At 65.8% G+C, this 23593-nt stretch carries 20 protein-coding genes; 10 read left to right on the forward strand and 10 right to left on the reverse strand.

The features are described 5' to 3' along the window. Positions 1 to 5: 5 nt before the first annotated feature. From GAU_RS06325 to GAU_RS06360, 8 genes are all read right to left on the reverse strand, one after another. Entirely contained in the window at positions 6 to 875 is an 870-nt protein-coding gene (locus tag GAU_RS06325; protein WP_052574274.1) for a dienelactone hydrolase family protein, read from the reverse strand. Between the two features lie 2 nt (positions 876 to 877). After that, a complete protein-coding gene (locus GAU_RS06330) occupies positions 878 to 1747 on the reverse strand; it encodes an alpha/beta fold hydrolase (RefSeq protein WP_012682730.1) in 870 nt (289 codons plus the stop codon). Beyond that, entirely contained in the window at positions 1747 to 2739 is a 993-nt protein-coding gene (locus GAU_RS06335) for a threonine ammonia-lyase (protein ID WP_012682731.1), read from the reverse strand. Before GAU_RS06335 ends, GAU_RS06330 begins: the two co-directional genes overlap by 1 nt. Before the next feature lie 75 nt (positions 2740 to 2814). Next, on the reverse strand, positions 2815 to 3621 hold the full coding sequence (locus tag GAU_RS06340; RefSeq protein ID WP_012682732.1) for a carboxypeptidase regulatory-like domain-containing protein: 807 nt from the start codon (positions 3619 to 3621) through the stop codon (positions 2815 to 2817). Positions 3622 to 3677: 56 nt separating this feature from the next. After that, entirely contained in the window at positions 3678 to 4565 is an 888-nt protein-coding gene (locus GAU_RS06345) for a 4-(cytidine 5'-diphospho)-2-C-methyl-D-erythritol kinase (protein WP_012682733.1), read from the reverse strand. Beyond that, on the reverse strand, positions 4562 to 5578 hold the full coding sequence (locus GAU_RS06350) for a lysylphosphatidylglycerol synthase transmembrane domain-containing protein (protein ID WP_012682734.1): 1017 nt from the start codon (positions 5576 to 5578) through the stop codon (positions 4562 to 4564). Before GAU_RS06350 ends, GAU_RS06345 begins: the two co-directional genes overlap by 4 nt. A gap of 13 nt (positions 5579 to 5591) precedes the next feature. Beyond that, positions 5592 to 6605: a hypothetical protein gene (locus tag GAU_RS06355; protein WP_012682735.1), complete on the reverse strand. Its 1014-nt coding sequence runs from the start codon at positions 6603 to 6605 to the stop codon at positions 5592 to 5594. A 52-nt stretch (positions 6606 to 6657) separates the two neighbouring features. Further along, on the reverse strand, positions 6658 to 7398 hold the full coding sequence (locus tag GAU_RS06360) for a pyridoxine 5'-phosphate synthase (protein ID WP_012682736.1): 741 nt from the start codon (positions 7396 to 7398) through the stop codon (positions 6658 to 6660). A 177-nt stretch (positions 7399 to 7575) separates the two neighbouring features. Here GAU_RS06360 and GAU_RS06365 point away from each other — a divergent pair, with 177 nt between their 5' ends. Further along, on the forward strand, positions 7576 to 8088 hold the full coding sequence (locus GAU_RS06365; RefSeq protein ID WP_012682737.1) for a hypothetical protein: 513 nt from the start codon (positions 7576 to 7578) through the stop codon (positions 8086 to 8088). Between the two features lie 99 nt (positions 8089 to 8187). On the opposite strand, the gene mce is transcribed toward GAU_RS06365, so the two are convergent. Further along, positions 8188 to 8598, reverse strand: a complete 411-nt coding sequence (gene mce, locus GAU_RS06370) for a methylmalonyl-CoA epimerase (protein ID WP_012682738.1) — start codon at positions 8596 to 8598, stop codon at positions 8188 to 8190. A gap of 53 nt (positions 8599 to 8651) precedes the next feature. On the opposite strand from mce, the gene trxA reads away from it, so the two are divergent. The 9 genes from trxA to GAU_RS20565 all read left to right on the forward strand — a co-directional run bounded on the left by trxA (position 8652) and on the right by GAU_RS20565 (position 21824). Then, positions 8652 to 8975 carry a thioredoxin gene (gene trxA / locus GAU_RS06375; protein WP_012682739.1) on the forward strand — a complete coding sequence of 108 codons (324 nt, stop codon included), beginning with the start codon at positions 8652 to 8654 and terminating at the stop codon, positions 8973 to 8975. A gap of 65 nt (positions 8976 to 9040) precedes the next feature. Further along, positions 9041 to 9886, forward strand: coding sequence for a 16S rRNA (cytidine(1402)-2'-O)-methyltransferase (gene rsmI, locus GAU_RS06380; RefSeq protein WP_012682740.1), 846 nt, complete (start codon positions 9041 to 9043; stop codon positions 9884 to 9886). A 17-nt stretch (positions 9887 to 9903) separates the two neighbouring features. Further along, positions 9904 to 10617: a DUF4159 domain-containing protein gene (locus GAU_RS06385; protein WP_012682741.1), complete on the forward strand. Its 714-nt coding sequence runs from the start codon at positions 9904 to 9906 to the stop codon at positions 10615 to 10617. A gap of 31 nt (positions 10618 to 10648) precedes the next feature. Continuing rightward, positions 10649 to 14356: a hypothetical protein gene (locus GAU_RS06390; protein ID WP_012682742.1), complete on the forward strand. Its 3708-nt coding sequence runs from the start codon at positions 10649 to 10651 to the stop codon at positions 14354 to 14356. Then, the gene (locus GAU_RS06395) at positions 14337 to 16157 is read left to right on the forward strand and encodes a tetratricopeptide repeat protein (protein WP_012682743.1); all 1821 of its coding nucleotides are present in this window, start codon (positions 14337 to 14339) and stop codon (positions 16155 to 16157) included. The genes GAU_RS06390 and GAU_RS06395 overlap by 20 nt, the downstream gene beginning before the upstream one ends. After that, positions 16154 to 17470, forward strand: a complete 1317-nt coding sequence (locus GAU_RS06400; RefSeq protein ID WP_197526053.1) for a hypothetical protein — start codon at positions 16154 to 16156, stop codon at positions 17468 to 17470. Before GAU_RS06395 ends, GAU_RS06400 begins: the two co-directional genes overlap by 4 nt. Positions 17471 to 17486: 16 nt before the next feature. Beyond that, a complete protein-coding gene (locus GAU_RS06405) occupies positions 17487 to 20003 on the forward strand; it encodes a helicase C-terminal domain-containing protein (RefSeq protein WP_052574275.1) in 2517 nt (838 codons plus the stop codon). Positions 20004 to 20086: 83 nt separating this feature from the next. Next, positions 20087 to 20701 (forward strand): fumarylacetoacetate hydrolase family protein, encoded by a 615-nt coding sequence (locus GAU_RS06410; protein ID WP_012682746.1) that lies wholly within the window; start codon positions 20087 to 20089, stop codon positions 20699 to 20701. A 67-nt stretch (positions 20702 to 20768) separates the two neighbouring features. After that, positions 20769 to 21824: a hypothetical protein gene (locus tag GAU_RS20565; protein ID WP_052574276.1), complete on the forward strand. Its 1056-nt coding sequence runs from the start codon at positions 20769 to 20771 to the stop codon at positions 21822 to 21824. Positions 21825 to 21876: 52 nt separating this feature from the next. Here the strand turns inward: GAU_RS20565 and gltX are convergent, their stop codons facing one another. Then, on the reverse strand, positions 21877 to 23337 hold the full coding sequence (gene gltX, locus GAU_RS06420; protein WP_041265324.1) for a glutamate--tRNA ligase: 1461 nt from the start codon (positions 23335 to 23337) through the stop codon (positions 21877 to 21879). Positions 23338 to 23593: the final 256 nt, after the last annotated feature.

Below are 23593 nucleotides of genomic sequence, written 5' to 3' on the forward strand. Positions count from 1 at the left end.
GGCCGTTACTTGAGGTTGGTCTTGAAGAAACCCAGCGTGCGCGACCACGCGTCGTCGGCCGTGGCCTTGTCGTACGCCTGGCCGGTGGGATTCGCGAAAGCATGACCGGCGTTCGGGTAGACCTGAATGGTCACCGAACGACCGGCCCTCTTCATCTGCGCTTCCATGGCACGCACACTGTCCACGGGAATGCCGGTGTCCTTTCCGCCGAAGAGGCCGAGTACCGGCGCCTTGAGCCGCGACAGCTCCGGTGCTGCGGTGATCGGCGCACCGTAGTACATCACCACCGCGTTCACATTGGCGCCACCAGCGAGTCCGGTGCGCAACGCCCAGTGTCCACCAAAGCAGTAGCCGACCGCCCCCACGGATGACGCACCGTTCTTGCGCAGATAGTCGACAGCCGACGCGACATTGCGCTCACCTTTGGCGATGTTGGCCATGCCGGCCTGATAGAGCTTCATGGCCGCGTCGGATGTGGTGGCCACCTGTCCGCCGAAGAGATCGACCGCGAGCACGGTGTACCCTTCGCCGGCATAGCGATCGGCCATGGCTTTGATGTTGTCGTTGATGCCCCACCATTCGTGCACCATGACGATGGCCGGTCCGGTCTTGGCGGCCGATTTGGGCTTGGCGAGATACCCGCGCACGGCGGCGCCATCGACCGTCCCGTATTGCACCATGTCACCCACCACCGCCATGCGCGGTGCGATGCCAGCGCCCAGGGATGCGGTGGGCACTTCGTGCGCGTGTTCCTTGTGCATCGCCGCAGCGTAGTCGGGCTGCGATTGTTGCTGCGGTTGCTGCTGTGATTCGGCGGCGCCGATGGGCGCTGCCACCAGCGCGAGGGTCGCGGTCAGTGTGCGAAGAGATCTCATGGTCACGATGGCGGTTGGAGAGCCGAAACAAGTGCTGCGGTGAATGCCGGTGCGGATTCTTCATGCGGCCAGTGTCCCACGCCATCGAAGGTGGTGACATCGGCGTGGGGGAAGGCCTGGCGCCACTGCGCGAGTACGGGCGGTGGGAAAGCCCGGTCGGCGAGTCCCCAGAGGATCGTCATGGGTACCTGATCGAGTGCCATCCGTCGCTGCCACAACCGGTCGAAAAACGCGCTGCTTTGCGTGAGTGCGCGGGCCAGCGCAAACAGCACCCGCTCCCGGCTGTCAGCGTCGGGGAACAGCGACTGGTAGTATCCGTGCACGGCGGGATCGAGCCGGGCGCGATGGCCATAGGCGCCCGGCATCAGGATGCGCAGTGACGCGTTGAGATGCCGGTACAACTGACGGACCAGCCACGAGTTGGCCAGGCGGGCCTGCTTCCACATGGCAACGTCGTGTTCGAAACTCCACATCCAGGTGTTCACGACCACGAGCCGCGCGAGACATGACGGATGGTCCAGCGCCCAGTCGAGCGCGATCGGTCCACCAAAATCGTGCACGACGAGCGTGAACGGTTCGGTCGGCGCGTGTGTGTCCATGAACGCGCGGAAACGCACCGCGTGGGCTTCCGGCGTGTAGCTGGCGTGAGCCGGACGCTCACTCTGTCCGAACCCCAGGTGATCGAGCGCGATGCAGCGATGGGTGTCCTGCAATGCGCGGATCTGATGACGCCACTCGTAACTGCTGGTTGGGGTGCCGTGCACGAAGCACACAGCCGGTCCCGCGCCGACGTCGATGTAGTGCAAGGCGCCATCGACGGTTTGATGGCGTTTTGCGGGCCACGGCCAATCGTTGGGCGCGAACACGTTCATCAGCCCGCTCCGACGGCCCGCGCGAGGATCTTGGGATCGATGTTGCCACCCGTCACCACCACCAGCGTTGTGCGACCGCGGGTGTCGAGCCGCCCGGAGAGCAGGGCGGCCAGTGCTGCGGCGCCACCCGGTTCGACCACCAGTTTGAGCTCACGTACGGCAAAGGCGATGGCGGCCAACACTTCATCTTCCGATACCCGCAGGCCTTCACCCACGCGCGGTTGATTGATCGAGAACGTGAACTCACCCGGAATATCGGTCACGATGGCATCGCAGATGGATCGATGACCCGGCTCGTTGGCCACGCGATATCCGAGCTCGAGCGAGCGGGCCGTGTCGTCGAAGTGCTCCGGTTCGCACGGATGCACCACCGTACCTGGTGACACGGCTTCCGCCGCGATAGCACACCCTGCTGTGAGCCCGCCGCCGCCACAGTTCACGTACAGGCGATCGGGCGTGGCACCGCGCGCGGTCGCCTGCTGCAGCGCTTCGAGTGCCAGCGTGCCCTGACCCGCCACCACATGCGGGTCTTCGAAGGGTGGCACGACCGTGGCATCGGTCTTTGCCGCGATGGCCCGCCCGATCGCCACACGATCTTCCGTGTACCGGTCATACAGCACCACCTCGGCACCGAACGCGCGCGTGCGTTCGATCTTGAGCGACGGCGCGTCTTTCGGCATCACGATGGTGGAGCGCATGCCGAGCAGGGTGGCGCTGTAGGCGACGGCCTGCGCGTGGTTACCCGACGAAAAAGCCACCACGCCGCGTGTGCGCTCTTCGGGAGAGAGTTGCAGCAGGCGATTGAGCGCGCCGCGCAATTTGAACGAACCGGTGTGTTGCAGCACCTCGGCCTTGAGCAATACACGACCGCCGGCCGCGGCGTCGAGTGCGGGAGATTCCAGCAGCGGGGTGACCGCGGCGTGTGGCGCAATGCGCGCCGCCGCGGCGCGGATGTCGTCGATGGACGGAGCGATCAGTGCGGAAGCGGTCATCCTTGGAATGTCTCGCCCGGGCAGGGGCGGGACAAGCCAACGCCGGCCAGTCTGCGCACGCGGACGGGTGGTGTGCTACTTGAGCCAGAGCACCACCGTGCCACAGGCCGCGCCACCGCTGGGTTCCAGCGCTCGCGCAGAGGGCGCTCCCGTCGCGTTGTATCGGGCGGGCGTGGTAGCCGGCGTGTAGAACTCGAAGCCGAGGATATCCGACGTGTTGAGCCAATCCAGTCTGATACTGGGTGCGTCCTCCCGCAAACCATTGACCCACATCACTGGCATGCAGGGGATGCCGGACCGTGTGATCAGCAGCCGATTGCCGCCGTCTGTTCCCGCCAACCCAACCCGCAAGGCACCGAACCGGCCGTGCAACAGTGAGGACACGCTGGTGTTCTTGTGCTTCTCGAAAAAACGCCAGTCCAGAAATCGCCCAATGCCCATGCTACGGGATTCCTCGAATTGACGCAGTCGCATGGCATACCGTTCCTCGAACTCCGCTTCCACGCGCACCGTACTGAGCGTCGGGGGGATGGGGGTGAGTACGACCTGCATGGAGAGCGAATCACGGGCCATGAACTGCGTCGTGACATGGACCGGCGAGTACCCGATGGCGCGCACCACGAGCTCCTGGTCGCCCGGCGGCACATTGGTCAGACGGAAGACGCCTTTGCCGTCGGCCATCGTCCATTGGCCAAGCTCTGCGACCCCGATGAGTGCTGCCCGCACCGGACGACCGGACACGGCATCCAGCACCTGGCCGCTCAGTTGCGCGGGAGGTTCGTTCGTGGTCGCCGATACTGGCGACTGCGCGGTTGCCTGGGCCGCGACCGGCAGTGCAAAGAGCATCAGGCCTGCGATCACACCTGCAACAATCGATCGCATGGGAAGAGGCCCTCACTCGCCAGGGTGTTTGTGCCGTCCGCTTCGACGCGCGGCGTTCAAAACGTCATGGTGGATACGAGCGTCGCGTCGGTTGATGTCGCCAATGTACCGTTCACATTCCCTGCACGCAGCAGGAAACACGTGGCGCCACTGCCACTCATCATCCCGATAGCGGGCCGTCCCTGCGAGCGCAGCACGGCGGCCTGATGTTGCACGATCGGCAGTGCCGTGGCCACGCCGCCATGCATAGCCGGCACCACCCGCTCGAAATCGTTCGCCGCAATACCCGCAATCGCATCCCAACTGTCGAGCGCGTGAGGTGCGAGTCGTGCGGCGGTGATGGGGGCCTGTGCTGCCTCGCGCCACGCCGCAAAGGCTCCGTAGGCGGAGCCGGTGTTCACACCCGATGCGAAAGTCACGAGCGTCACCGCCATCGGAGGCAGCGCCGGCAGGGCCAGCAGACGATCGCCCCGTCCCCAGGCCCAGGCGCGCGAATCACCGCTCACCAGGAATGGCACATCGGCTCCCAGCGCGCCGCCGATTTCGAGCAGTCGTGTGAGTCCGAGTGGTCGCGGGGCGAGGGCATCGAGTGCGCGCAGAACCGCTGCCGCGTCGGCGCTTCCTCCGCCCAGACCTCCACCCACGGGGATGTGCTTCTCGATGTCGATCTGCCAGCTACGCAGCCAGTCGGCTTCGTGTGCATAGGCCGCTGCCGCGCGCCAGGCGAGGTTGCTGGTGGCGTCCCCGAGACCTGCAGCGGGCATCGCCGGTCCGTCGCAGTGCAGCGACGAAGGGCCGTCGTTCACCTGCACATGCACCACGTCGTGCAACGCCAGTCGCTGAAACAGCGTTTCGATGCCGTGATACCCACTCGCTTCGCGCGCCAGGATGCGCAGCACGAGATTGATCTTCGCATGCGCCCGTTCGACATGCACGGCCGTCATGATTCGGCCGTGGCGCTCTGGGCGTGTCGGACGTTGCCGAAGCTGAGACCGAGGCGGGCGAAGTACACGGCGCCGAACACCGTAATGGGAATGAAGCTGAGCAGGTGGTAGCCGAGCGCCCAGCTCACCGCGAGCTCCTTGGGCACTCCATAGACACCCAGGCCGGCCACGGCCACCACTTCAAACACGCCGAAGAATCCAGGGGAACTGGGGATCGCCACACCGATGCCCAACACGCCCTGTAGAAACAGCGCCGCACTGAACGGCACGTCCACGCCCACGGCCATGAAACCGAGGTACAGCCCCAGTGCGTGCACTGCCCAATGCGCGATGGCCCATGCCATGACGGCAAGGAAACGTCGGGTATCGCGCAAGACGGCCAGTCCACCGATGCCCAATTCCACGAAACGCACCAGTGCATCGGCGTAGCGGGGCAGGAGGCGACGCGCCACGGCATCGGTCCAACCGATGATGCGCGCCGGCTGCAACACCACCGCATAACACACAGCCAGGAGCATCAGCAGCAGCACGATACCGCCGCGTGCGAGTTGCGGGATGGACTGTCCCGCAATGGTCGCGCCCACCGGGAATCGCGGATCGAGCATCGCGCCGAACATCATGCCGAATAGCACCAGCGCATCGAACACCCGATCGACGCCCAGCGAACTCAATGCGGTGGTGAGCGGCACGCGCGGTACTTCACGCGTGAGCGCAAAGGCGCGCCCGAACTCGCCGGCCCGCAGCGGGAAGACGTTGTTCATCATCATGCCGATGGCCGTGCTGCGCCACAGCGGTCCAAAGGGCAGGGTGCCCACGACCGGCTCGAGGATGGGCTGCCAGCGCCGCGCCCGGAGTGGGAAGATGCAGGTCGCCACGACGGTGCACGCGGCAAACAACACCGCATTCGAGGTCCGCAACACACGCCACACGTCCTGCACGTCCACACTGCGCAGCGTCCACCACAGCAACAGGGCGCTGAGCGCAAACCCGACCCACGTTTTCCAACTGCGCACTAGTGCCCCACGCTCACGTCGTCACCGCCAGGTCGAGCAGATCGCTGAGTTCATCGAACAGGGCGTGGGCTTCGGGCGCCGTGGTTGTGCCGCGCTGCCAATGCCGCGCGAGCTGGTCACGCACATCGCGGGCCCGGGTGATGGCGGAGTGACCGCGATAGAGCAGTGACTCGATCGGCACGACGGCGGGTTCCGGCGCCGGTGCACCGGCCCAGGTGACGGCCACCTGTTTCACTTGTTGCGCGAGCTGTTGGTCCGTCAGCTCACGATTCATGAGCAACTGCGCGAACGCCTGGACGCCGGCGCGTTCGGCACTGGTGGCCAGCGGCGCATGTGCCATACGTGTGGCCAGCCCACCGATACTGGTGGCGCCATAACTTTCGGCCACGTCGCCGAGGCCGCTGAGGGCCCGACGCACGCCGTCGGTGAGGGCCAATTGCGAAGGCCCCGGTTCGCTGCTGGCCAGGGCGGCGCCTTCGCGGGCCACGCCGCCGGCCGCCGCCGCGATATCACCGCGGAAACGCTGGGCCAGCGTGATGGGGGGATTGGGATTGCGCTGCACCACCGGAGGCGCGCCATCGTCCGGATAGAATCGCGCGATGGGCAGCACCCGGGCAGCCGGCGAATTGGCCGGGGCGCTGGTGGCGAGATAGCCGGCCGCCACCGCCGCCAGCGCCGCCGACTGCGTGCGGGCGCGTCGCTGTTCCACATCGCTCCAGAGTGCCGCCCGGGTCACCAGGGCCCGCAGCTCGGCCAGCGCGCCGCGCACGGCGAAGTGCAGGCGCTGGTCCCAGCGCAGCTCCTCATCGCGCAGTCCCGTGGCGATGCGCTCCACCGTGGACGTGAAGTCCGGCAGACCCTCGAGGCGCGTCATGGTGGCACTACCGCGCAAGGCGCGGGCGCTGGCCAGAAATGCCGTCGCATCGGGCGTCGCCTGTGTGGCATCGCTCATGAGCTGGTCGAGGCGATCGAGGTATTCGACCGCTTCCGTCTGGAAGAACTCGATGAGGGCCTGCGGTGCGCTCATGCGGAACCCACTTCCCGGGAGAGGCGTGCGAAAGGCGAGGAACGTCGGAACGTCAGAACAGGTCAGCGGCGCGTGCGTCGTCCATCATGGCGCGGATTTCGTGCACCGCCACTTCGAGTCCCACAAAGATGGCGCGTCCCACGATGGCATGCCCGATGTTGAGCTCCTCGATCTCGGGAATCGCCGCCACCGGCCCCACGTTGGCCACCGACAATCCGTGGCCGGCGTGCACGGCGATGCCGATCGCTGCCCCGTGCGCCGCCGCGTCACGCAGCGCACGCAATGTGGCCGGATCGCGCGGGGCATGGGCGTACTGTCCCGTATGGAGCTCCACGGCATCGGCGCCGATACGGCGACTCACGTCGACAGCCTCGCGTTCCGGGTCGATGAACAGGCTGGAGCGGATGCCCGCTGCCCGCAGACGGGCGATGGCGTCGCGCAGCACGACCTCGTGCCGCACCACATCGAGCCCCCCTTCGGTGGTAATCTCCTCCCGGCGCTCGGGAACCAGTGTCACCTGCGCGGGCCGAAGTGTTTCGGCAAGCGAGAGCATGTCGTCAGTGGTGGCACACTCGAGATTCAACAGCGTCGTCACCTGGGCCATCAGGCGATGGATGTCATCGTCCTGGATATGGCGTCGGTCTTCGCGCAGGTGGGCGGTGATGCCGTCGGCGCCAGCGCGTTCACACAGGAGCGCCGCGGCCACCGGGTCGGGTTCCTGGCCACGACGGGCCTGCCTGACCGTGGCCACATGATCGATGTTCACGTAAAGACGCTGGTAGCGAAGATCCATCTGCGGGGTAAGCCTCGGAATCCCGGTGGGGTGCCCAGTTGCGGTGGTACGAATAGGTTAGCAGCGTGAGCAGCACGCGGTAGTTCACGCCTCACATCAGGCAGAAAGGAGGCCCTGGTGCCCGGAACAATATCCAACGCTCGGCGCAACGCCGAGCGCAACGCAGGACACGGTGGCATGCGCGGCCACGCCTGGCCCAGTCGGGTGCGTGGTACCGTGGCGGCGATGGCCGTCGTCGTGCTGAGCGCTTGCGCCAAGCAGGTGGTGTCCTCGGGCACGACGTTGCCGGGTGCTTCGCCAGTCCCGTCGGTCACCACGGACGACCCGTCCACCTTCGGCAGCGCCACCGGCAAGGGCGCGATCGAAGGGTTCCTGAAGGCGGTGAACGCGCAGGATCTGCAGGGCATGTCGGCGCTCTGGGGCAATGCCAAGGGATTGGCACGCGATCAGTTCAAGCGCGAAGAACTCGAAAAGCGGCTCATCGTCATGCAGTGCCTCATTCAGCATGACAAGGCGGTTTTCCCCGAGGATCGTCCGCGCCTCGTGACCGGCGGCCGACAGGAGTTTCTGATCGAACTGACCAAGCAGGGCGCCTCCGCCCGCACCTCCATCACCACGGTGCAGGGCCCTGGTGGCCGCTGGCTCGTGGAAGACGTGGATGTGGCCAAGCTGCGCGACTTCTGTCGTTGATTGATCCCTGACCGATCGCGGATCGGTCAGGAATCCCCCATTGGGCAATGCCCGGATGCCAGCCCGAACGACCCGGGCTGGCTCCGCTGGACACGCCGACTAGTATTCGGATAGTTCGACGAGGACACCACCTGTCGCACTCGGATGGAGGAAGGCGATGCGCTTGCCCTCCGCCCCGATGCGTGGCGTTTCGTCGATGAGTCGGAGTCCGGCGTCACGGCACTTCTGCAAGGTGCCGTCGAGGTCGTCCACCGCAAAACAGACGTGATGAATGCCCGGGCCCCTTTTGGCGACGTACTTGCCGATGGGGGTGTCTTCGGACTTTGCCTCGAGCAGCTCCACGAGCGATTCACCGGCGGCCAGCCCCGCAATCGAGGCACCGTCGGCGTCGTCGAGGGGTACATCAGGCATGCCGAGCACATCTCGGTAGAAGGGGAGCAACTCGTCGAGAGCACGGACGGCAATGCCGATATGGGCGATGCGCGTGCCGCGGCGAACGGAATCGGTCATGGTCGGTCGAGGGATCGGGTGTGACAGGTGCCGTATTCTAAACGGAGCACACGATGGCGAACGCAGTGGAAGTGAAGGACGATACGTTTGCGACCGAAATCGAGCAGCATGAAGGGCTCGCCGTGGTCGATTTCTGGGCAACCTGGTGCGCGCCCTGCCGCATGATCGCACCGATCGTCGAGCAACTGGCGACGGACTACGCCGGTCAGGCCAAGGTGGCCAAGCTCGACGTCGACAACAACCAGCGGACGGCCGCGCGTTTCAACGTGCGCTCCATCCCGACCATCCTGTTCTTCAAGGACGGCAAGCTGGTCGACCAGGTGGTGGGCGCGGTGCCGCGTCCGGCCCTGGAAGCGAAGTTCAAGGAGCACGTCTGAGCGGTCCAGACACCGACGGGGCGGTTGGACAGGAGGCACGAGCCTCCGATCTGACCGCCCAGGCGGTGGCCCTGTGGCCGGAAGCCATCACCAAGGGGGCGCTGCACATTGTCAGCACCCCCATTGGTCATTTAGGGGATATCACCCTGCGCGCGCTCGCGGTCCTGCAGCAGGCGGCGCTCATCTGTTGCGAAGACACCCGCCACGCGCGGCCGTTGCTCGACCGCTATGGGATCGGCACGCCGACCCACGCGTTGCACGAGCACAATGAAGCCAGCGTCACACCGCGTCTGGTCGAACGGCTGCGGGCCGGCGATGCGGTGGCCCTCATCAGCGATGCCGGCACGCCGTTGGTCTCCGATCCGGGGGCCCGTCTGGTGGATGCCGTGACCGCCGCCGGATTGCGCGTCGTCCCTGTCCCTGGCGCTTCGGCCACGCTGGCCGCGCTTGTGGCGTCAGGGCTCGCGCCTCATCCCTTCACGATGCTCGGTTTCCTCGAGCGGAAGGGCAAGGAACGCGAGAATCAGCTCGCGCTCGCCACACGTCTGCCACACAGCGTCATTCTGTTTGAATCTCCGAATCGGTTGGTGGACACATTGCGTGCCATCGCGGAGATTACCGGTGGGCAGCGTCACGTGGCCGTCGCACGGGAACTGACCAAGCATTTCGAGGAAATTCGCCGCGGAACGCTCACGGAGGTCGCCGCGTATTACGAGGCGACTCCTCCACGCGGGGAAATCGTGTTGGTCCTGGCCGGTGCCGTTGCGGTGGAACCGTCGGAAGACGGGCTGCGCGCGGTGGCCGATGCCCTGCGTGAGCAAGGCCTCCGTTCCCGCGATATCGTGCGGACGCTGATGGACGAACACGGCGCCAGTCGTAATCTCGCCTACCGTCTCGCTCACGACACCTGATCCGCCTTCGGTCACCTATGCGGTTTTTGCAGCGTTTTGCCCGATGGTCCAGACAGCGGTCACGGCCGTGGGTCCTGCTTCTGATCTGCGCGTTGCCGCTCGCCACGATGGCATTCCGTGGTCCGGGTCGCCTTGCGATCGCGCGCCTGCAATACGAGGGCGGCGGCGACTGGTACGGCAATCCGTCCAGCCTGCCCAACCTCATCAAGGCCATCGCGGATCGCACCTCGCTCCCCATCGAGCGCACCGAAGCGAAGGTCAAGCTCACCGACTCCGCGTTGTTCGACTACCCGTTCCTGCACATGACGGGGCACGGCGAGGTGAAGTTCTCCGATACCGAAGTCCAGCGCCTGCGCGAGTACCTCACGCGCGGCGGCTTCTTGCATGCCGACGACAACTACGGACTCGATGACACGTTCCGCCGCGAGATGGCGCGCGTGTTTCCCGATCGCCCGTTGGTCGAGGTGCCGTATTCACACCCGATCTACCATCTCGTCTACGATTTCCAGAACGGGCCGCCGAAGGTGCACGAACATGACGGCAAGCCCGCCAAGGGGTATGGCATCTTCATCGGCAACCGCTTGGCGGTCTACTACACCTTCTCGGCGGATCTCGGGAACGGGTGGGAAGACGTCGGAACGTATGCCGATCCGCCAGTCCTGCATGAACAGGCCCTGCGCCTGGGTGTGAACCTCTTCACGTACGCGGCCACCAGCCGCGTGCTGCCATAGTCCTCCTCGAGCAGACGAGAGCAAGCCAGGCATGACCGCACCAGCGTTGCGCATGAATGGAGGGCTGCCAAACGGCGCCGCGGGATCGACGCTCGCTGCCCGGTTGTCGGGTGAGCAACGGGCGCTGCAATGGCGCGCGATGAGCGGCGTGTTCACGGTGACCGTGGCGGTGCTGTTGGCCGTACTGGCACTGCTCGTACTCGCATTGGGCGATGGTCGCTGGATGACCTGGCCGCGTGCCGTGCCGGTTCTCGGTTGGCTGGCTGCCCTCGGGGGCGCGGCCTTCGTGGCCCGCTGGCGTCGTCAACGCCACACTCACGCGCTCTCCGTGGCGGCACTGGCCGGTACGATCGAGCGGGAGCAGCAGTTGCGTTCGGGGTCGTTGCGCGGCGCGCTGGAAGTGGCATCCAGTGGTCCCCTCGGCGCACGGGCGGCGCAGGACGTGGCGGCACGATTGACCAACGGCCCTCTGGCCCCCAACGCGGCACGTGCCTTTTCGAAGCAGGCGCTGATTGGTGCGGGTTTGGCGGTTGGTGGATTGTTGATGGTCATCTCGGCGGCTCGGGTGTCGCCGGATGGTCTCGCGGCCGTGCAGCACCCGGTCCGTGCCTGGACCGGCACCCTGTTGCCGGCCATGGCGTTTGAACGCGTGCCCACCAGTGTGCCGCGTGGCATGCCGATCACGCTGAACATCGTGGCGTCTGGCCGGAGTGAAGTGGTGGTCTCTCGCCGTGCCGAAGGCGAAGCATGGCGCGATACCACCCTCACCGTGCCCGCGTCGGGTGTGGTGCCTTTTGCGCTGGGCCCCGTGCGTGCGCTCACCCTCGTTCGTGTGAACGATGGGCGGGCGCCGGAGCTTTCCGCACAGCTCGTGGTGGAAGACCGTGGTTGGATCGGTGACGTGGCGTTGCGCGCGCAGTATCCGGGTTACCTCGGCCGAGCCGACGAAACCTTGGAGCCGGTGCCGCCTCTGCGCGTGCCGCGCGGCACCCGTGTACATGTGCATGTCACGCTGCGTGGTGGTGCGCGTGAGGCATTCCTGACAAACGGCCGCGATACCATCGCGCTCGGTGCGTCGACCGCTACCGGGAAGGACGTGGTGCCGGCCACCGGAGCCATCGTCATCGATCGCGATGAGCAGTGGCGCTGGGGGGCCTCGGCCACGCCGCGTGCGGATGGCGCGGTGCTGCCACCCGAACTTCCCGATGCCCTGCCGTTCACCATCATCCCCGACATGCCACCCTCGGTGAGCATCGTGGCGCCGGTGACGGATACCGCGATCGGTCCGACGGGTTCAGTGCCGGTCATCGTGATGGCGGGCGACGATCATGGCGTGGGGCGCATTCATCTGCAGGTGTGGCGCGAAGCCGCGTCCGGATTGGGTACGGTGACACGCCAGCGCATCGATGTGGCGGCTCCGGGTTCACCGCTGTTCGAAGGTGGCACCACCCTCACGCTCGATGGGCGTTCCCTCGAACCGGGCGACAAGCTGCATGTCACCGCCGTGGCGACCGACGATTCGCCGTGGCATCAGCAGTCGCAGAGTGCAGAAGTCATTCTGCGGGTACCCACACTGGCCGAGCAGCGCGCGATTGCCCGCGCGATGGCCGACTCTCTGGCCGCGCAGGCCCAGCAGCTCGCACAGCAGGAACGTCGCCTGCAGCAGTCCACCAGCGACGCGTCGAAGAGCCGCGACCTGCAGTCCAACAGCAACGAGCAGTCGGGTGGCTCCAAGAGTGATGGGGCAAAGAGCCAATCGATGACGTTCTCGGCCGCCGAGAAGGCCAAGCAGTTGGCGCGCGAGCAGCAGCAGCTTGGTGCCAGAGTCGATTCGCTGCGTCAGAACGCCAAGGAGCTCGAGTCGCGTCTCAAGAATGCCAACGCCCTCGACACCTCGTTGGCGGGGCGCATGCGCGACATCCAGAAGATGTTGCGCGATGCCATGACACCCGAGATGCAGAAGCAGCTCGAGGCCCTGAACAAGAGCACCGATCGGTTGAGCGGTACGGAAGCGCAGCAGTCGATGCAGCAACTGTCGGAACAGCAGAAGCAGATGCGCGAGCAACTCGAGAAGAGTGCCGAGATGCTCAAGCGTGCCGCGCTCGAAGGGGCGATGCAAACGTTGCGGGATGATGCCCGCGATCTGGCGAAAGCGCAGCAGCAGTTGGCGAACCAGCTCGATGGCAAGCCTCGTCAGGGTCAGCAGCAAGCAGGCCAGCAACAAGCGGGCGAGCAGGGCACCCAACAGGGCAAGCCGCAGCAGGGCGCGTCGCAGGATCCGCGTTCGCTGGCCGAGCAGACCAAGCAGATCGAACGCGAAGTGGAGTCGTTGGCCAAGCGGTTGCAGGAGTCGGGCGCGCGCGAAGGCGCGACCAAGACGCGTGAAGCGCAGCCGATGGTGAATCAGGCCGCCGAGGCCATGCAGAAGGCGGCGCAGCAACAGGCGCAGCAGCGCGCACAGGAGCAGGCCCAGCAGCGCGAGCAGCAGATGGCGCAGCAAGGGCAGCAGGGCCAACAAGGGCAGCAACAGGCCGGGCAGCAGGGCAAGCCGCAGGGGCAACAGCAAGGCCAGCAAGGCCAGCAAGGCCAGCAGGGCCAGCAAGGCCAACAGGGCCAACAGGGCCAGCAAGGCGGCCAACAAGGTGGTCAGCAGGGCCAACAGGGACAGCAGGGCGGTCAGCAGGGCAATCCCGGGGATCAGGCCCGTCGCGCGGCCGACGCCATGGACAAGGCGGCTCAGCAGCTCGCCGCGGCGCGTGATGCCCAGGTCAGCGAATGGAAGGGTGAGCTGTCTGATCAGCTCGACCAGTCCATCAACGAGACCATGCAGTTGGCCCGTCAGCAGTCAGACCTCGAGCAGCGCATGCGACAGGGGCAGGGCGGTCAGGGTCAGCCCGGGCAGCAGGGACAGCAAGGCATGCAGGGTGAGCAGAGTGCCCTGCAACAGGGTGTGCAGCAGGCCGCCGAGCGTCTGGAGAAGGCGGGGCGCACGTCCTCGTTGTTGTCGCAGCGCTCGCAGAAGGCCATGGGCGATGCACAGCGCCGCGTGCAGCAGGCCACACAGGCGATGCAGCAACAGGGGCAGCCGGGCGGCAATGAGCAGGCCCAGAACGCCATGAAGGACGCGGCCGAGGCGCTCAATCAGGCGCTCAGTTCGCTGGTGCGCGATCGTGAAAAGGTGAACGGCGCGCAGTCCGCGTCGGGCTTCCAGGAGATGATGGAGCAGCTCAAGCAGCTCGCCCAGCAGCAGGGGCAGCTCAACAGCCAGATGCAGGGGCTGAACATGATGCCGGGCGGTGCCAAGGGGGATCAGGCGCAGCAGCAGGCGCGTGTGCTGGCGCGGCAGCAACGTTCGGTGGCGCGCGATCTGATGGATGTGGCCGACGCCGATCAAACGGGCCGCACCGATGCGCTCGCGCGCGAAGCGCAGACGTTGGCGCAGCAGATCGAGCGCAGTGGTATCGATCCCAACACGGCCGCGCGTCAGCAGCAGCTCTATCGTCGTTTGCTCGACGCCGGTCGCTTTCTCGAGCAGGACGAGCGTGATGACCAGGGGCCGCGTGAAGGGAAGGCGGCCAATGGCAACGGTTCCACCGGTCGTGTCGATGGCGCGCAGTCTGGTCGTGCGGCGAACAAGTTTGCACCGCCGACCTGGAACGAACTGCGCGGACTCGGCCCGGAAGAGCGACGCATCGTCATCGAGTACTTCCGCCGACTCAATGTCAGCGCGCCGCAATGAGCCAGCGCGTCGCCGTGGCCTAGCGCTCGGCGCATGTGTCGCGCTGGCGCTCGCGGCGGCGTGCGCGACACCGGTGTTGGCACAATCCGGAGGCACGGCCACCGCCACCTTCTCCGCCGCAGACACCACCGACGCCCTGTCCCGGGCGATGGATGCCGAGGACAAGGGCGAGTTCAAGCGAGCGGGGACGGCCTATCGCGAGGTGCTGCAAAAGGCACTCTCGGTGACGCAGATCGATGGGGATCGCATCGCGCTGGCCATGCTGGGATTCGAACGCGTGATGTCGGAGCAGGGGCAGCTCGATTCCATCGTTCCGCTGGCCGAACGCGTGTTGCAGTTCCGTCCAACGGATCCCACCGCACGCACGGTGCTGCTGCGCACGCTCACTTCGATGGCGCGCGACGACGACGCCCGTGCGGCCTTTCTGGGATGGCGCCGTGCCAGTCCAGGAGACGCGGCGCCCTACCGCGAGTACGCGCGTCTGTTGCTGCAGCGTGGTCGTACACTGGCCGCTGATTCGATACTTGGTGATGCGGCGCGATTGTTGGGGCGCAACGCCGCGCTCTCGGGAGAGACCGCGCAATTGAACGTGTCGCTCGGCCGATGGGAGGCGGCGGCGCGATCCTATCGGGACGCGCTGACCAATCAGCCGTGGCTGGAGACGGCCGGCGTGTATGGACTGCAACGCACACCGGTGGCCGCCCGCGATTCCGTGCGCGCCGTACTCGCCGCGGATCCGGCGTCGCTGCGTCCGCGGCGCTTGCTGGCGTCGCTCGAATCAGCCTGGGGCGAACCCCGGCGCGCCTGGGCGGCTCTGAGTGTCCTGCCGCCCGATGATTCCACGCTCGCCGCATGGCGCGAGTTTGGTGAACATGCCGAGCAGGCGTCGTCGTGGCTCGTGGCGCGCGATGCCTGGAGTGCGATCTTCGCGCGCAATGCCGGTTCCCTCGAAGCGCAACGCCGCGCCGCCGATGCGGCGTTGCGGGCCGGCGACGCCGCAGGGGCGCTCACCTTGCTGCGTGCTCCGTCCACGGCAGAAGAACGCGCCCGCAAACAGGCGCTGCTCGGTCTTGAAATCGCGGCCCTCGGCGAACTGGGGCGCATGGCCGATGCCCAGGCGTTGCTCGATCGCGAAGGCAAGGCGCTCGATCTGACGACCCGTGCGGCCATCGCGCGGCCACTGGTGATGGGGTGGCTGCGCGCCGGCGATCTGCCGCGAGCCCGAACCGCGATGGCGGGCACCGATCTCGAAGAAGATGACGAGATGGTGGGCTGGATCGCGCTCTACGACGGTGACCTTGCCACCGCACGCAAACGCCTGGTGCGTGCTGCATCACAGCGAACGGAACTGGTGGATGCGCTGGGCCTGTTGGCGCGCATTCGGCTGGATCGTTCGCCCACCCTTGGCGCCGCGTTTCTGGCCATCGCGCGGCGCGATTCGGCAAAGGCGGCGACGATGCTGGTGACGCTGGCCGATTCGGTCGGGCAGGCGGCACCGGCAGTGTTGGCACACGCGGCACGTCTGATGCCACCGAACAATGCGCCGAAGTTGTGGGACCGCATCGTGCGCGAGTATCCGAAGAGTCCGGAAGCACCGGAGTCGTTGCTGGCCTGGGCGCGCGTGCTGCGCGATGCCGGTGATCGTCCGGGGGCGATCGCCAAGCTGGAGCAGATGCTCGTGGAATACACCAACAGCGCGCTCGCTCCGCAGGGACGTCGCGAACTGGAACGTCTCAAAGGGCAGGTGCCACCGGCAGGTTCGGCCGGCAGCACGCTGGCGCCCGTGTCTAGATTCCCATGATGTCCATGATTCTCTCCCGATTCAGGTGGCGGCGCTGGCCGTCCGGGTCCACGCTGCTGCGGCACGCCTTCGCCGTGTTGTTCGTCGCTTTCTCGGCGCGGTCGGCGGCGGCGCAGCACTTGCTGCTGCCCATGGACGACGCACAGCGCAATCACCTCAAGGCCTACGGCGTCACCTACTCTGCGATCAAGGGTGGGCAGAAGGCGGAGTGGTTGCTGAACTATCGCGGCGGGGCCTTCCTGTTGCCCGATGTGCCCGATCTGCGCAAGCGCGCCGCGCTCGATGGGGTGTCGGTGGAAGCCATGACGGATGCCGATGTGGCGGCCGCACGGGCCGAGATCGCCGGTGGAAACATGGACGCGGTCGTGCTCGAGCGGGCGCCGCGCATTGCCATCTATCGCCCGGTGGATCAGCCACCCTGGGATGATGCGGTCACCCTGGCGCTGACGTATGCCGGCATCGAGTTCACGTCGGTGTGGGACGACGATGTGATGAAGGGCGATCTGTCGAAGTACGATTGGGTGCACCTGCATCACGAAGACTTCACAGGCCAGTACAACAAGTTGTATCTCGCCTATCGCGACGCCCCCTGGTTTGTCGCGCAGCGCGAACGTGACCTGGCCACGGGGCGCCGTTTCGGCAAGAACGACATCCCCGGTCTCAAGAAGGCCGTGGCCGACAACATTCGTGGCTTCGTGGATCGTGGGGGGTTCCTGTTTGCGATGTGCGGTGCCACGGAGTCGCTCGATCTGTCCATCGCCTCGTTGATGGTGGATATCGCCGGACCGTTTTCCGACGGCACACCACCAGCCCCTGATGCCGACGCGAAGCTCGACTGGACGCGGACGCTCGCCTTTGCCGGTGCGCATATCGAGCCGTCGCCGTATGTGAACGCACTCAGCGACATCGACGGGCATCAGGTGAACGTGCCGTCGCGCCGGCAGCCGCTGGGCACGTTCACGCTCTTCGGGTTCAGTGCCAAGCTCGATCCGGTGGCTACCATGCTCGTGCAGGATCATCGCACGGTCATCACCGACTTTTATGGCGTGACCACCAGCTTCAATCGTGCGGTGGTGAAGCCCGGCGTGACGGTGCTCGCGCAGGAAGAAGGCGCGCCGTGGACCAAGTATCTGCACGGCGACTACGGCAAGGGATCGTGGACGTTCCTGGGTGGACACGATCCGGAAGATCCGCAGCACGCGATCGGCAGTGCGCCCACGGATTTGTCGCTGCACCCGAATTCGCCGGGCTACCGTCTCATCCTGAACAACGTTCTCTTCCCGGCCGCCAAGAAGAAGCCGCGCAAGACGTGACCGACCAGTCGTGACCATGGGTGAAGCGCGGCTGGCCAAGGCGGCCGCCGCGGCGATACGCACGCAGATCACGTTGCATGGGGGCAATGAGGTCTGTTTTGTGTGCGCAGTGGATGCTGATGGTGTGCTGATCAGCGCACGCAAGGTGGCGGCGGGTGATGTGAGCAGTGTGCTCGCATTGCCTGGTGTGGCGGAGCGCGGCGAGATGTTGCTGCACAATCACCCGTCCGGTGATCTCACGCCCAGTGACGCCGATATGGAAGTGGCGTTTCGCCTGCACGGCAATGGCGTGGGCTTCGGCATCGTCAACAACCAGGCCACGCGGGTGTACGTCGTGTCCGAGGTGCCACGGGGCAAGCAACTGGTGCCCGTGGATCCGGACGTCGTCGATGTGACGCTCGGACCGTACGGCCTCGTCGCACAGGCCATGCGCGGCATGTATGGCATACGCGACTACGAGGACCGCCCCAGTCAGCGTGCCATGGCCACGGCCGTGACCACCACGTTCAACGAGGGTGGTGTCGCACTGCTCGAAGCGGGCACCGGCGTCGGCAAGTCGCTGGGCTATCTCGTGCCCGCCCTGCGCTGGGCCGCCGCCAATGGCGAGCGCACGGTGGTGTCGACCGCCACGATCACGCTGCAGGAGCAGCTCGTGGCGAAGGACCTGCCGTTCCTGCAGCGGGCGCTGTCCGACCAGCCCGTGCGTTTTGCGCTGCTCAAAGGGTGGCGCAACTATCTCTGCCTCAATCGGCTGGCCGCAGCGCAGGGCGCGGGCGCGGCGTTGTTCGATGACAATGTCAGCGACGACGTGGCCATGATCGCCGAATGGGCGTCGCGCACCAAGGACGGTTCACTGGCAGATCTGCCCACCGCACCCCGCGGTGAAGTGTGGGATGAGGTCTCGGCGGAGCCCGATTTGTGCGGGCGCATGAAGTGCGAGCACTACAACGACTGTTTTCTGTTCAAGGCGCGCAAGGAAGCTGCGGCCGCCGATGTGGTGGTGGTGAATCATCACCTGCTGCTGTCGGACGTTGCGGTGCGTCGTCAGGTGCAGAACTGGGAAGACTCGGCCGTGCTGCCGGCGTACAAACGCCTCGTGATCGATGAAGGGCATCATCTCGAAGAGGCCGCCGGCTCGCACCTGGGCAGCTCCATCACGCGCCGGGCGCTGTCGCGTCTGTTCAACCGGCTCGAGCGTCGTGGCAAGGGATTGTTGCCCACGCTCGCCGCCAAGTTGTCGGGCAAGAACGACCTGCTCAGCGTGGCCAGCATGGACCTGCTGCGCGAAGGACTGTTCTCCAGCGTGCTCACCGCGCGCGATCGCACACAACTGCTGTTTGAATTGCTCGCCGCCGTACTCGAGCAGCAGGGTGGGGGCGTGTTGCGGTTGACGGAGTCGTTCCAGGAGCATGATCTCTGGCGCAACGGCATCGGGGACACGCTGAAGGAATTGCTCAATGAGATCGACGCCATCGCCAAAGGACTCGCGATGGTGCAGACCAGACTGGAAAGCGATCAGTCGCGTCTCGAAGAGCTGTCGTCCACCGTCAACGAGATCCGTGGCGTCACGCGCCGGCTCCAGAATGCGGGTGATGCCCTGATGAAGGGACTCATGCCACCCGCTGATGGACCGGCTGTGGTGCGCTGGATGGAGTTTCAGGGCAAGCCCACACCACATGAGCGCAATCTCGCCGTGCACTGTGTGCCGCTCGACCTGGCCCCCGTGCTGCGCGACGATTTGTTCGGACGGGTCGAGACGGCGGTGGTCACCAGTGCGACACTCTCCACCGATGGTGGCTTCCAATTTCTCGAGCGTCGTCTGGGGCTCGCGGGAAGCACCAGCCCCGTTCGCGCGGCCATCTTTCCGTCGCCCTTCGACTATCCGCGGCAGGCGCTGCTGGTGGTGCCAACCGACTTGCCGGCGCCCAATGAACAAGCGCGTGAACACTTCGCCGGTGTCACACGCCACCTGCACGACCTGGCGCACGCCAGCGACGGCGGCCTGTTCGGACTGTTCACCAGTCACCGCGATGTGCGCGAGATGGCCGAATGGATGCGTGGGCAGGGGTTGAGCGGCCGATGGCCCCTGCTCGTGCATGGAGAAGAGCCACGCGATCAGTTGTTGCAGCGTTTCCGCGAATCGGGGCGGGCCATTCTGCTGGGCACGGCCACGTTCTGGGAAGGCATCGATGTGCCGGGTGACGCGTTGCGTGGATTACTCATCGCCAAGCTGCCCTTTCGTGTACCCACTGAACCCATTGTGGCTGCGCAGTGCGAAGCCATCGATGCCCGCGGCGGCAATGCCTTCGTGGAGTACATGCTGCCACACGCCTCGTTGCGTCTCAAACAGGGCTTCGGTCGACTCATTCGCACGGCCACCGATGCCGGTGTGGTGGTCTTGAGTGATCCCCGCGTGGTGACCAAGCGCTACGGTCGTGCCTTGCTCAATGGCCTACCGCCCGCACAACGCGTGATCGGCGCGTGGGGTGATGTCCGGGGACAGGTGTCAGCGTTCTACCGGAGCGCGCGGTAAGATTCGCAGGGTGCGGTGCGCACGTTGCATAGGCCACCACCCCGACAGTCGCCATCACCTCCCGACTCGAATCCGCCAGGAACATGACTGCTCCATCCAAGATCGTGTGCGTGGGCCGCAACTACGTCGAACATGCCCGCGAGATGGGGAACGACGTCCCCAAGCAGCCGCTGCTCTTTCTCAAGCCGTCGTCGGCGATCATCCGGGAGGGGCAACCCATTGTCCTGCATCCGGTGTCGGACCACATCGAGTTCGAAGGCGAGATCGCGGTGGTCCTGGGGGCGCGGTTGTCCAAGGCGGATTCGGAAGCGGAAGCACGGGCCGCCATCGGGGGCATCGTGGCGCTGAACGATGTGACGGCGCGTGACCTGCAGAAGAACGACGGACAGTGGGCGCGTGCCAAGGGTATGGACACGTTCTGTCCTGTTGGTGTGCCGGGCGCAGTGCCGGATGATCTCGATGGCATCGAGTTGATCACACGGGTGAACGGTGAAGTCGCGCAGCGAGCCACCGGTGCCGATATGGTCTTCAAGATCCCGTTTTTGCTGCAGTACATCTCGCAGTATCTGACCCTGGAAGCTGGTGATATCGTGGCCACCGGCACTCCGGCGGGGACCAAGCGCATCCACCCCGGCGACGTGGTCGAGGTGGAGCTCGTGGGTATCAGCCGCGTTTCCAATCCGGTGGTTGCCGGGTGACGCTCCATACGCCGGAAAAGCCGTCCCAAATCGGCACACCCCGGCGCTCAACGGGTATCTTTGATTGATGACTCCGCCCCTCCCGCCCTCGCCGTCCAACGACGGAACGGGTCCGACGCGCCAGCCAGTGCCGTCGGAAGGTGAGGGGCGTGCACCCACCCGGTCTCGCATCAGTGATCGTGCGCGAGCCGGTGGTGCGGCGCGTCGCGAGCGTCGGTCGTCCAAGCCGCTGCTCATCGCCGTTGGCGTGCACGTGGTGGTGGCTCTGGTGTTGGTGCAGTTGCTCACGCTGGGCTACGGCATCCCATCGTGGATGCCGTTCGGCGATGACAATACGCGGCGCGAAGAGCGACTGACGTACGTCGACACACCCGACGAACCCACCACGACCGTTGCCGAAACGCCGGTCCCGCCGCGTCCCAATACGCCGGCGCCGGTGGCCCCCACCCCAGCGCCCTCCGCCAGTCCTGCCGGTGGCCCTCCGGCTCCGGTTGTTCCGGCGGCGCCGCGTGACACCGGTCGAGGCGCGCCTCCGGGCAATGGCATCGGTGCGATCGACCCGAATGTGCGTGGTATCCGTCCGGGCTACGAAGACGAACGGGTCTGGCGCGGTTTTGGCGGCGGTGGCGGTGGTGGTGCAGGCGCCGGGAATGGTGTGCGCGGTGATCGGGCCGATGGCCTCGACAGCATCATGGCGGGCGCCATTTCGGCCGCGCGTGATTCGCTCGATTCACTCGCCCGTGCGCAGGGCCGCTATGGGCGCGCACCGGGTGACTGGACGAAGACCGACAAAAACGGCGAGAAGTGGGGCTGGGATCAGAAGGGCATTCGTCTGGGCAAGGTCATGATCCCCAATGCGCTGCTCTCACTGCTGCCGCTCAACGCGGCAACGGCCGCCAACATGTCGGGCAACATGTCGCGCATGGACGCGGAGCGCCGCCTCGCCACGTCACGCGAGGATATTCAGCGCATGTCGGAACGCACCATGGGTGAGTCCGAATTCCGCCGTGTGGTGCGCGAGATGGACAAGCGCCGTGACTCCGAGCGCCGCGAACGGTTGCGGGCGCCCAGTGCGAGTCTGGCGGCGCCGGTGAAGACGCCCGACAAGAGCAGCGACCGGTAACACTGGTGCCACGGCGGGTGCGCGACGGGAAGCCCCATCGCGCACCACACGATCATCCGTTGCGCAGGTAGCTCACCGCCGCCGCGATGCGGGCCAGCGAACGCTCGCGCCCCACGTACTGCAACGTCTCGAAAATGCCCGGGCTCACCGTGAGGCCCACCAGTGCCACGCGCAGCGGCTGGAAGATCTTGCCGCTCGAGATGCCACGCTCTTCGGCCAGAGCCCGCAGCGCATCTTCCATCACGGTCAGGTCCCAGGTGCTCAGTGACGTGAGGCGGGCGTGGGTTGCTTCGAGGATATCGGCCGTCGCCTCGGCATCGCGCCACTGCTTGCTGACCGCGTCGGGATCGTAATCCACCAGGTCCACAAAAAACGGCTTGGCCTGGTCGACGATCTCGGTGAGCCGACGGGCACGCACCCGCAGCAACTCGAGCACACCGCAGAACCACGCGTGTTTCTCACGCAGCTCGCTTTCGGTGGCCAGCCCCGCCTGTGCGATGAGCGGTGCAATCACCGTGGCCAGCTCGTCGATAGGCACGCGCACGAGGTGTTGGCCGTTCATCCATTCGAGCTTCTTCGTATCGAAGATCGACGCCTTCTTTTGCAGCCCCTCCAACCGGAACTTCTCCACCAGCTCATCCAGCGACATCACTTCGGTGTCGTCGCCCGTGGACCAGCCCAGCAGCGCCAGGAAGTTCAGCATGGCCTGCGGCAGCAATCCTTCATGCTGATAGTCACCCACCGCGGTGGCACCGTGGCGCTTCGACAGCTTCTTGCCGTCGGTGCCGTGAATCATGGGCACATGGCCAAACTGTGGCACGGTGGCGCCCAGCGCCTCGTACAGCAGGATCTGCTTGGGCGTGTTGGAGATGTGATCGTCACCGCGCAGCACCAGCGTGACCCGCATGGCGATATCGTCCGATACCACGGCGAGGTTGTAGACCGGCGTGCCGTTGGACCTCAGGATGATGAAGTCTTCGATGTCCTTGTTCGGAAACGCAATGCGATCGTGCACCAGATCATCCCACTCGGTGGTGCCGTCGGGCACACGGAACCGGATGGCGTAGGGTTCGTTGCGTGCGAGACGTTCAGCGGTTTCGGCTTCGCTCAGATCGGCGGTCGCACGATCGAAACGGAATGCTTCACCACGGGCTTCGGCTTCCGCGCGCAGTTGTTCGGTGACCGCCGGCGATGTGAAATCCCGATAGGCCGCGCCCGTCTCCAGCAAACGATGGGCATCGGCATAGTGCCGGTCCACATTGGCGCCCTGGTAGACCACGTCCTCATCCCACGAAAGACCGAGCCACTCGAGTCCTTCAAAGATCGCGCGTGTGCTTTCATCGGTGCTGCGCTGCCGATCGGTGTCTTCGATACGCAGCAGGAAGTCACCATCGAATTTCTTGGCGTACAGCCAGTTGAAGAGCGCGGTGCGCGCACCGCCAACATGGAGAAATCCGGTGGGCGATGGCGCAAAGCGCACACGCGGCCGCGGAGCAGAAGTCACTGTCGTCATGAAAGTCACCGACGGAAGTCGAACAAAGAGCCAAAACACATACGGGTCCACCGGTTTTCCGGCGGACCCGCAGAACGGAGATGCAAAGCGTGCCCGACTGATGGGCCACCTACAGCGACCGGAGAGATCCGCTCCCCGATCCGCCGCGCATTGTATCTCGCTGTCCTGATGGGAGATACGGAGGTAGACCGGAAAGATACACCGAATGGTCGAGGTAGCGAAACTCTTGGGCACCGCAGGCCAGACGTCGAGCGAA

The organism is Gemmatimonas aurantiaca T-27 (assembly GCF_000010305.1).
Classification (GTDB): domain Bacteria; phylum Gemmatimonadota; class Gemmatimonadetes; order Gemmatimonadales; family Gemmatimonadaceae; genus Gemmatimonas; species Gemmatimonas aurantiaca.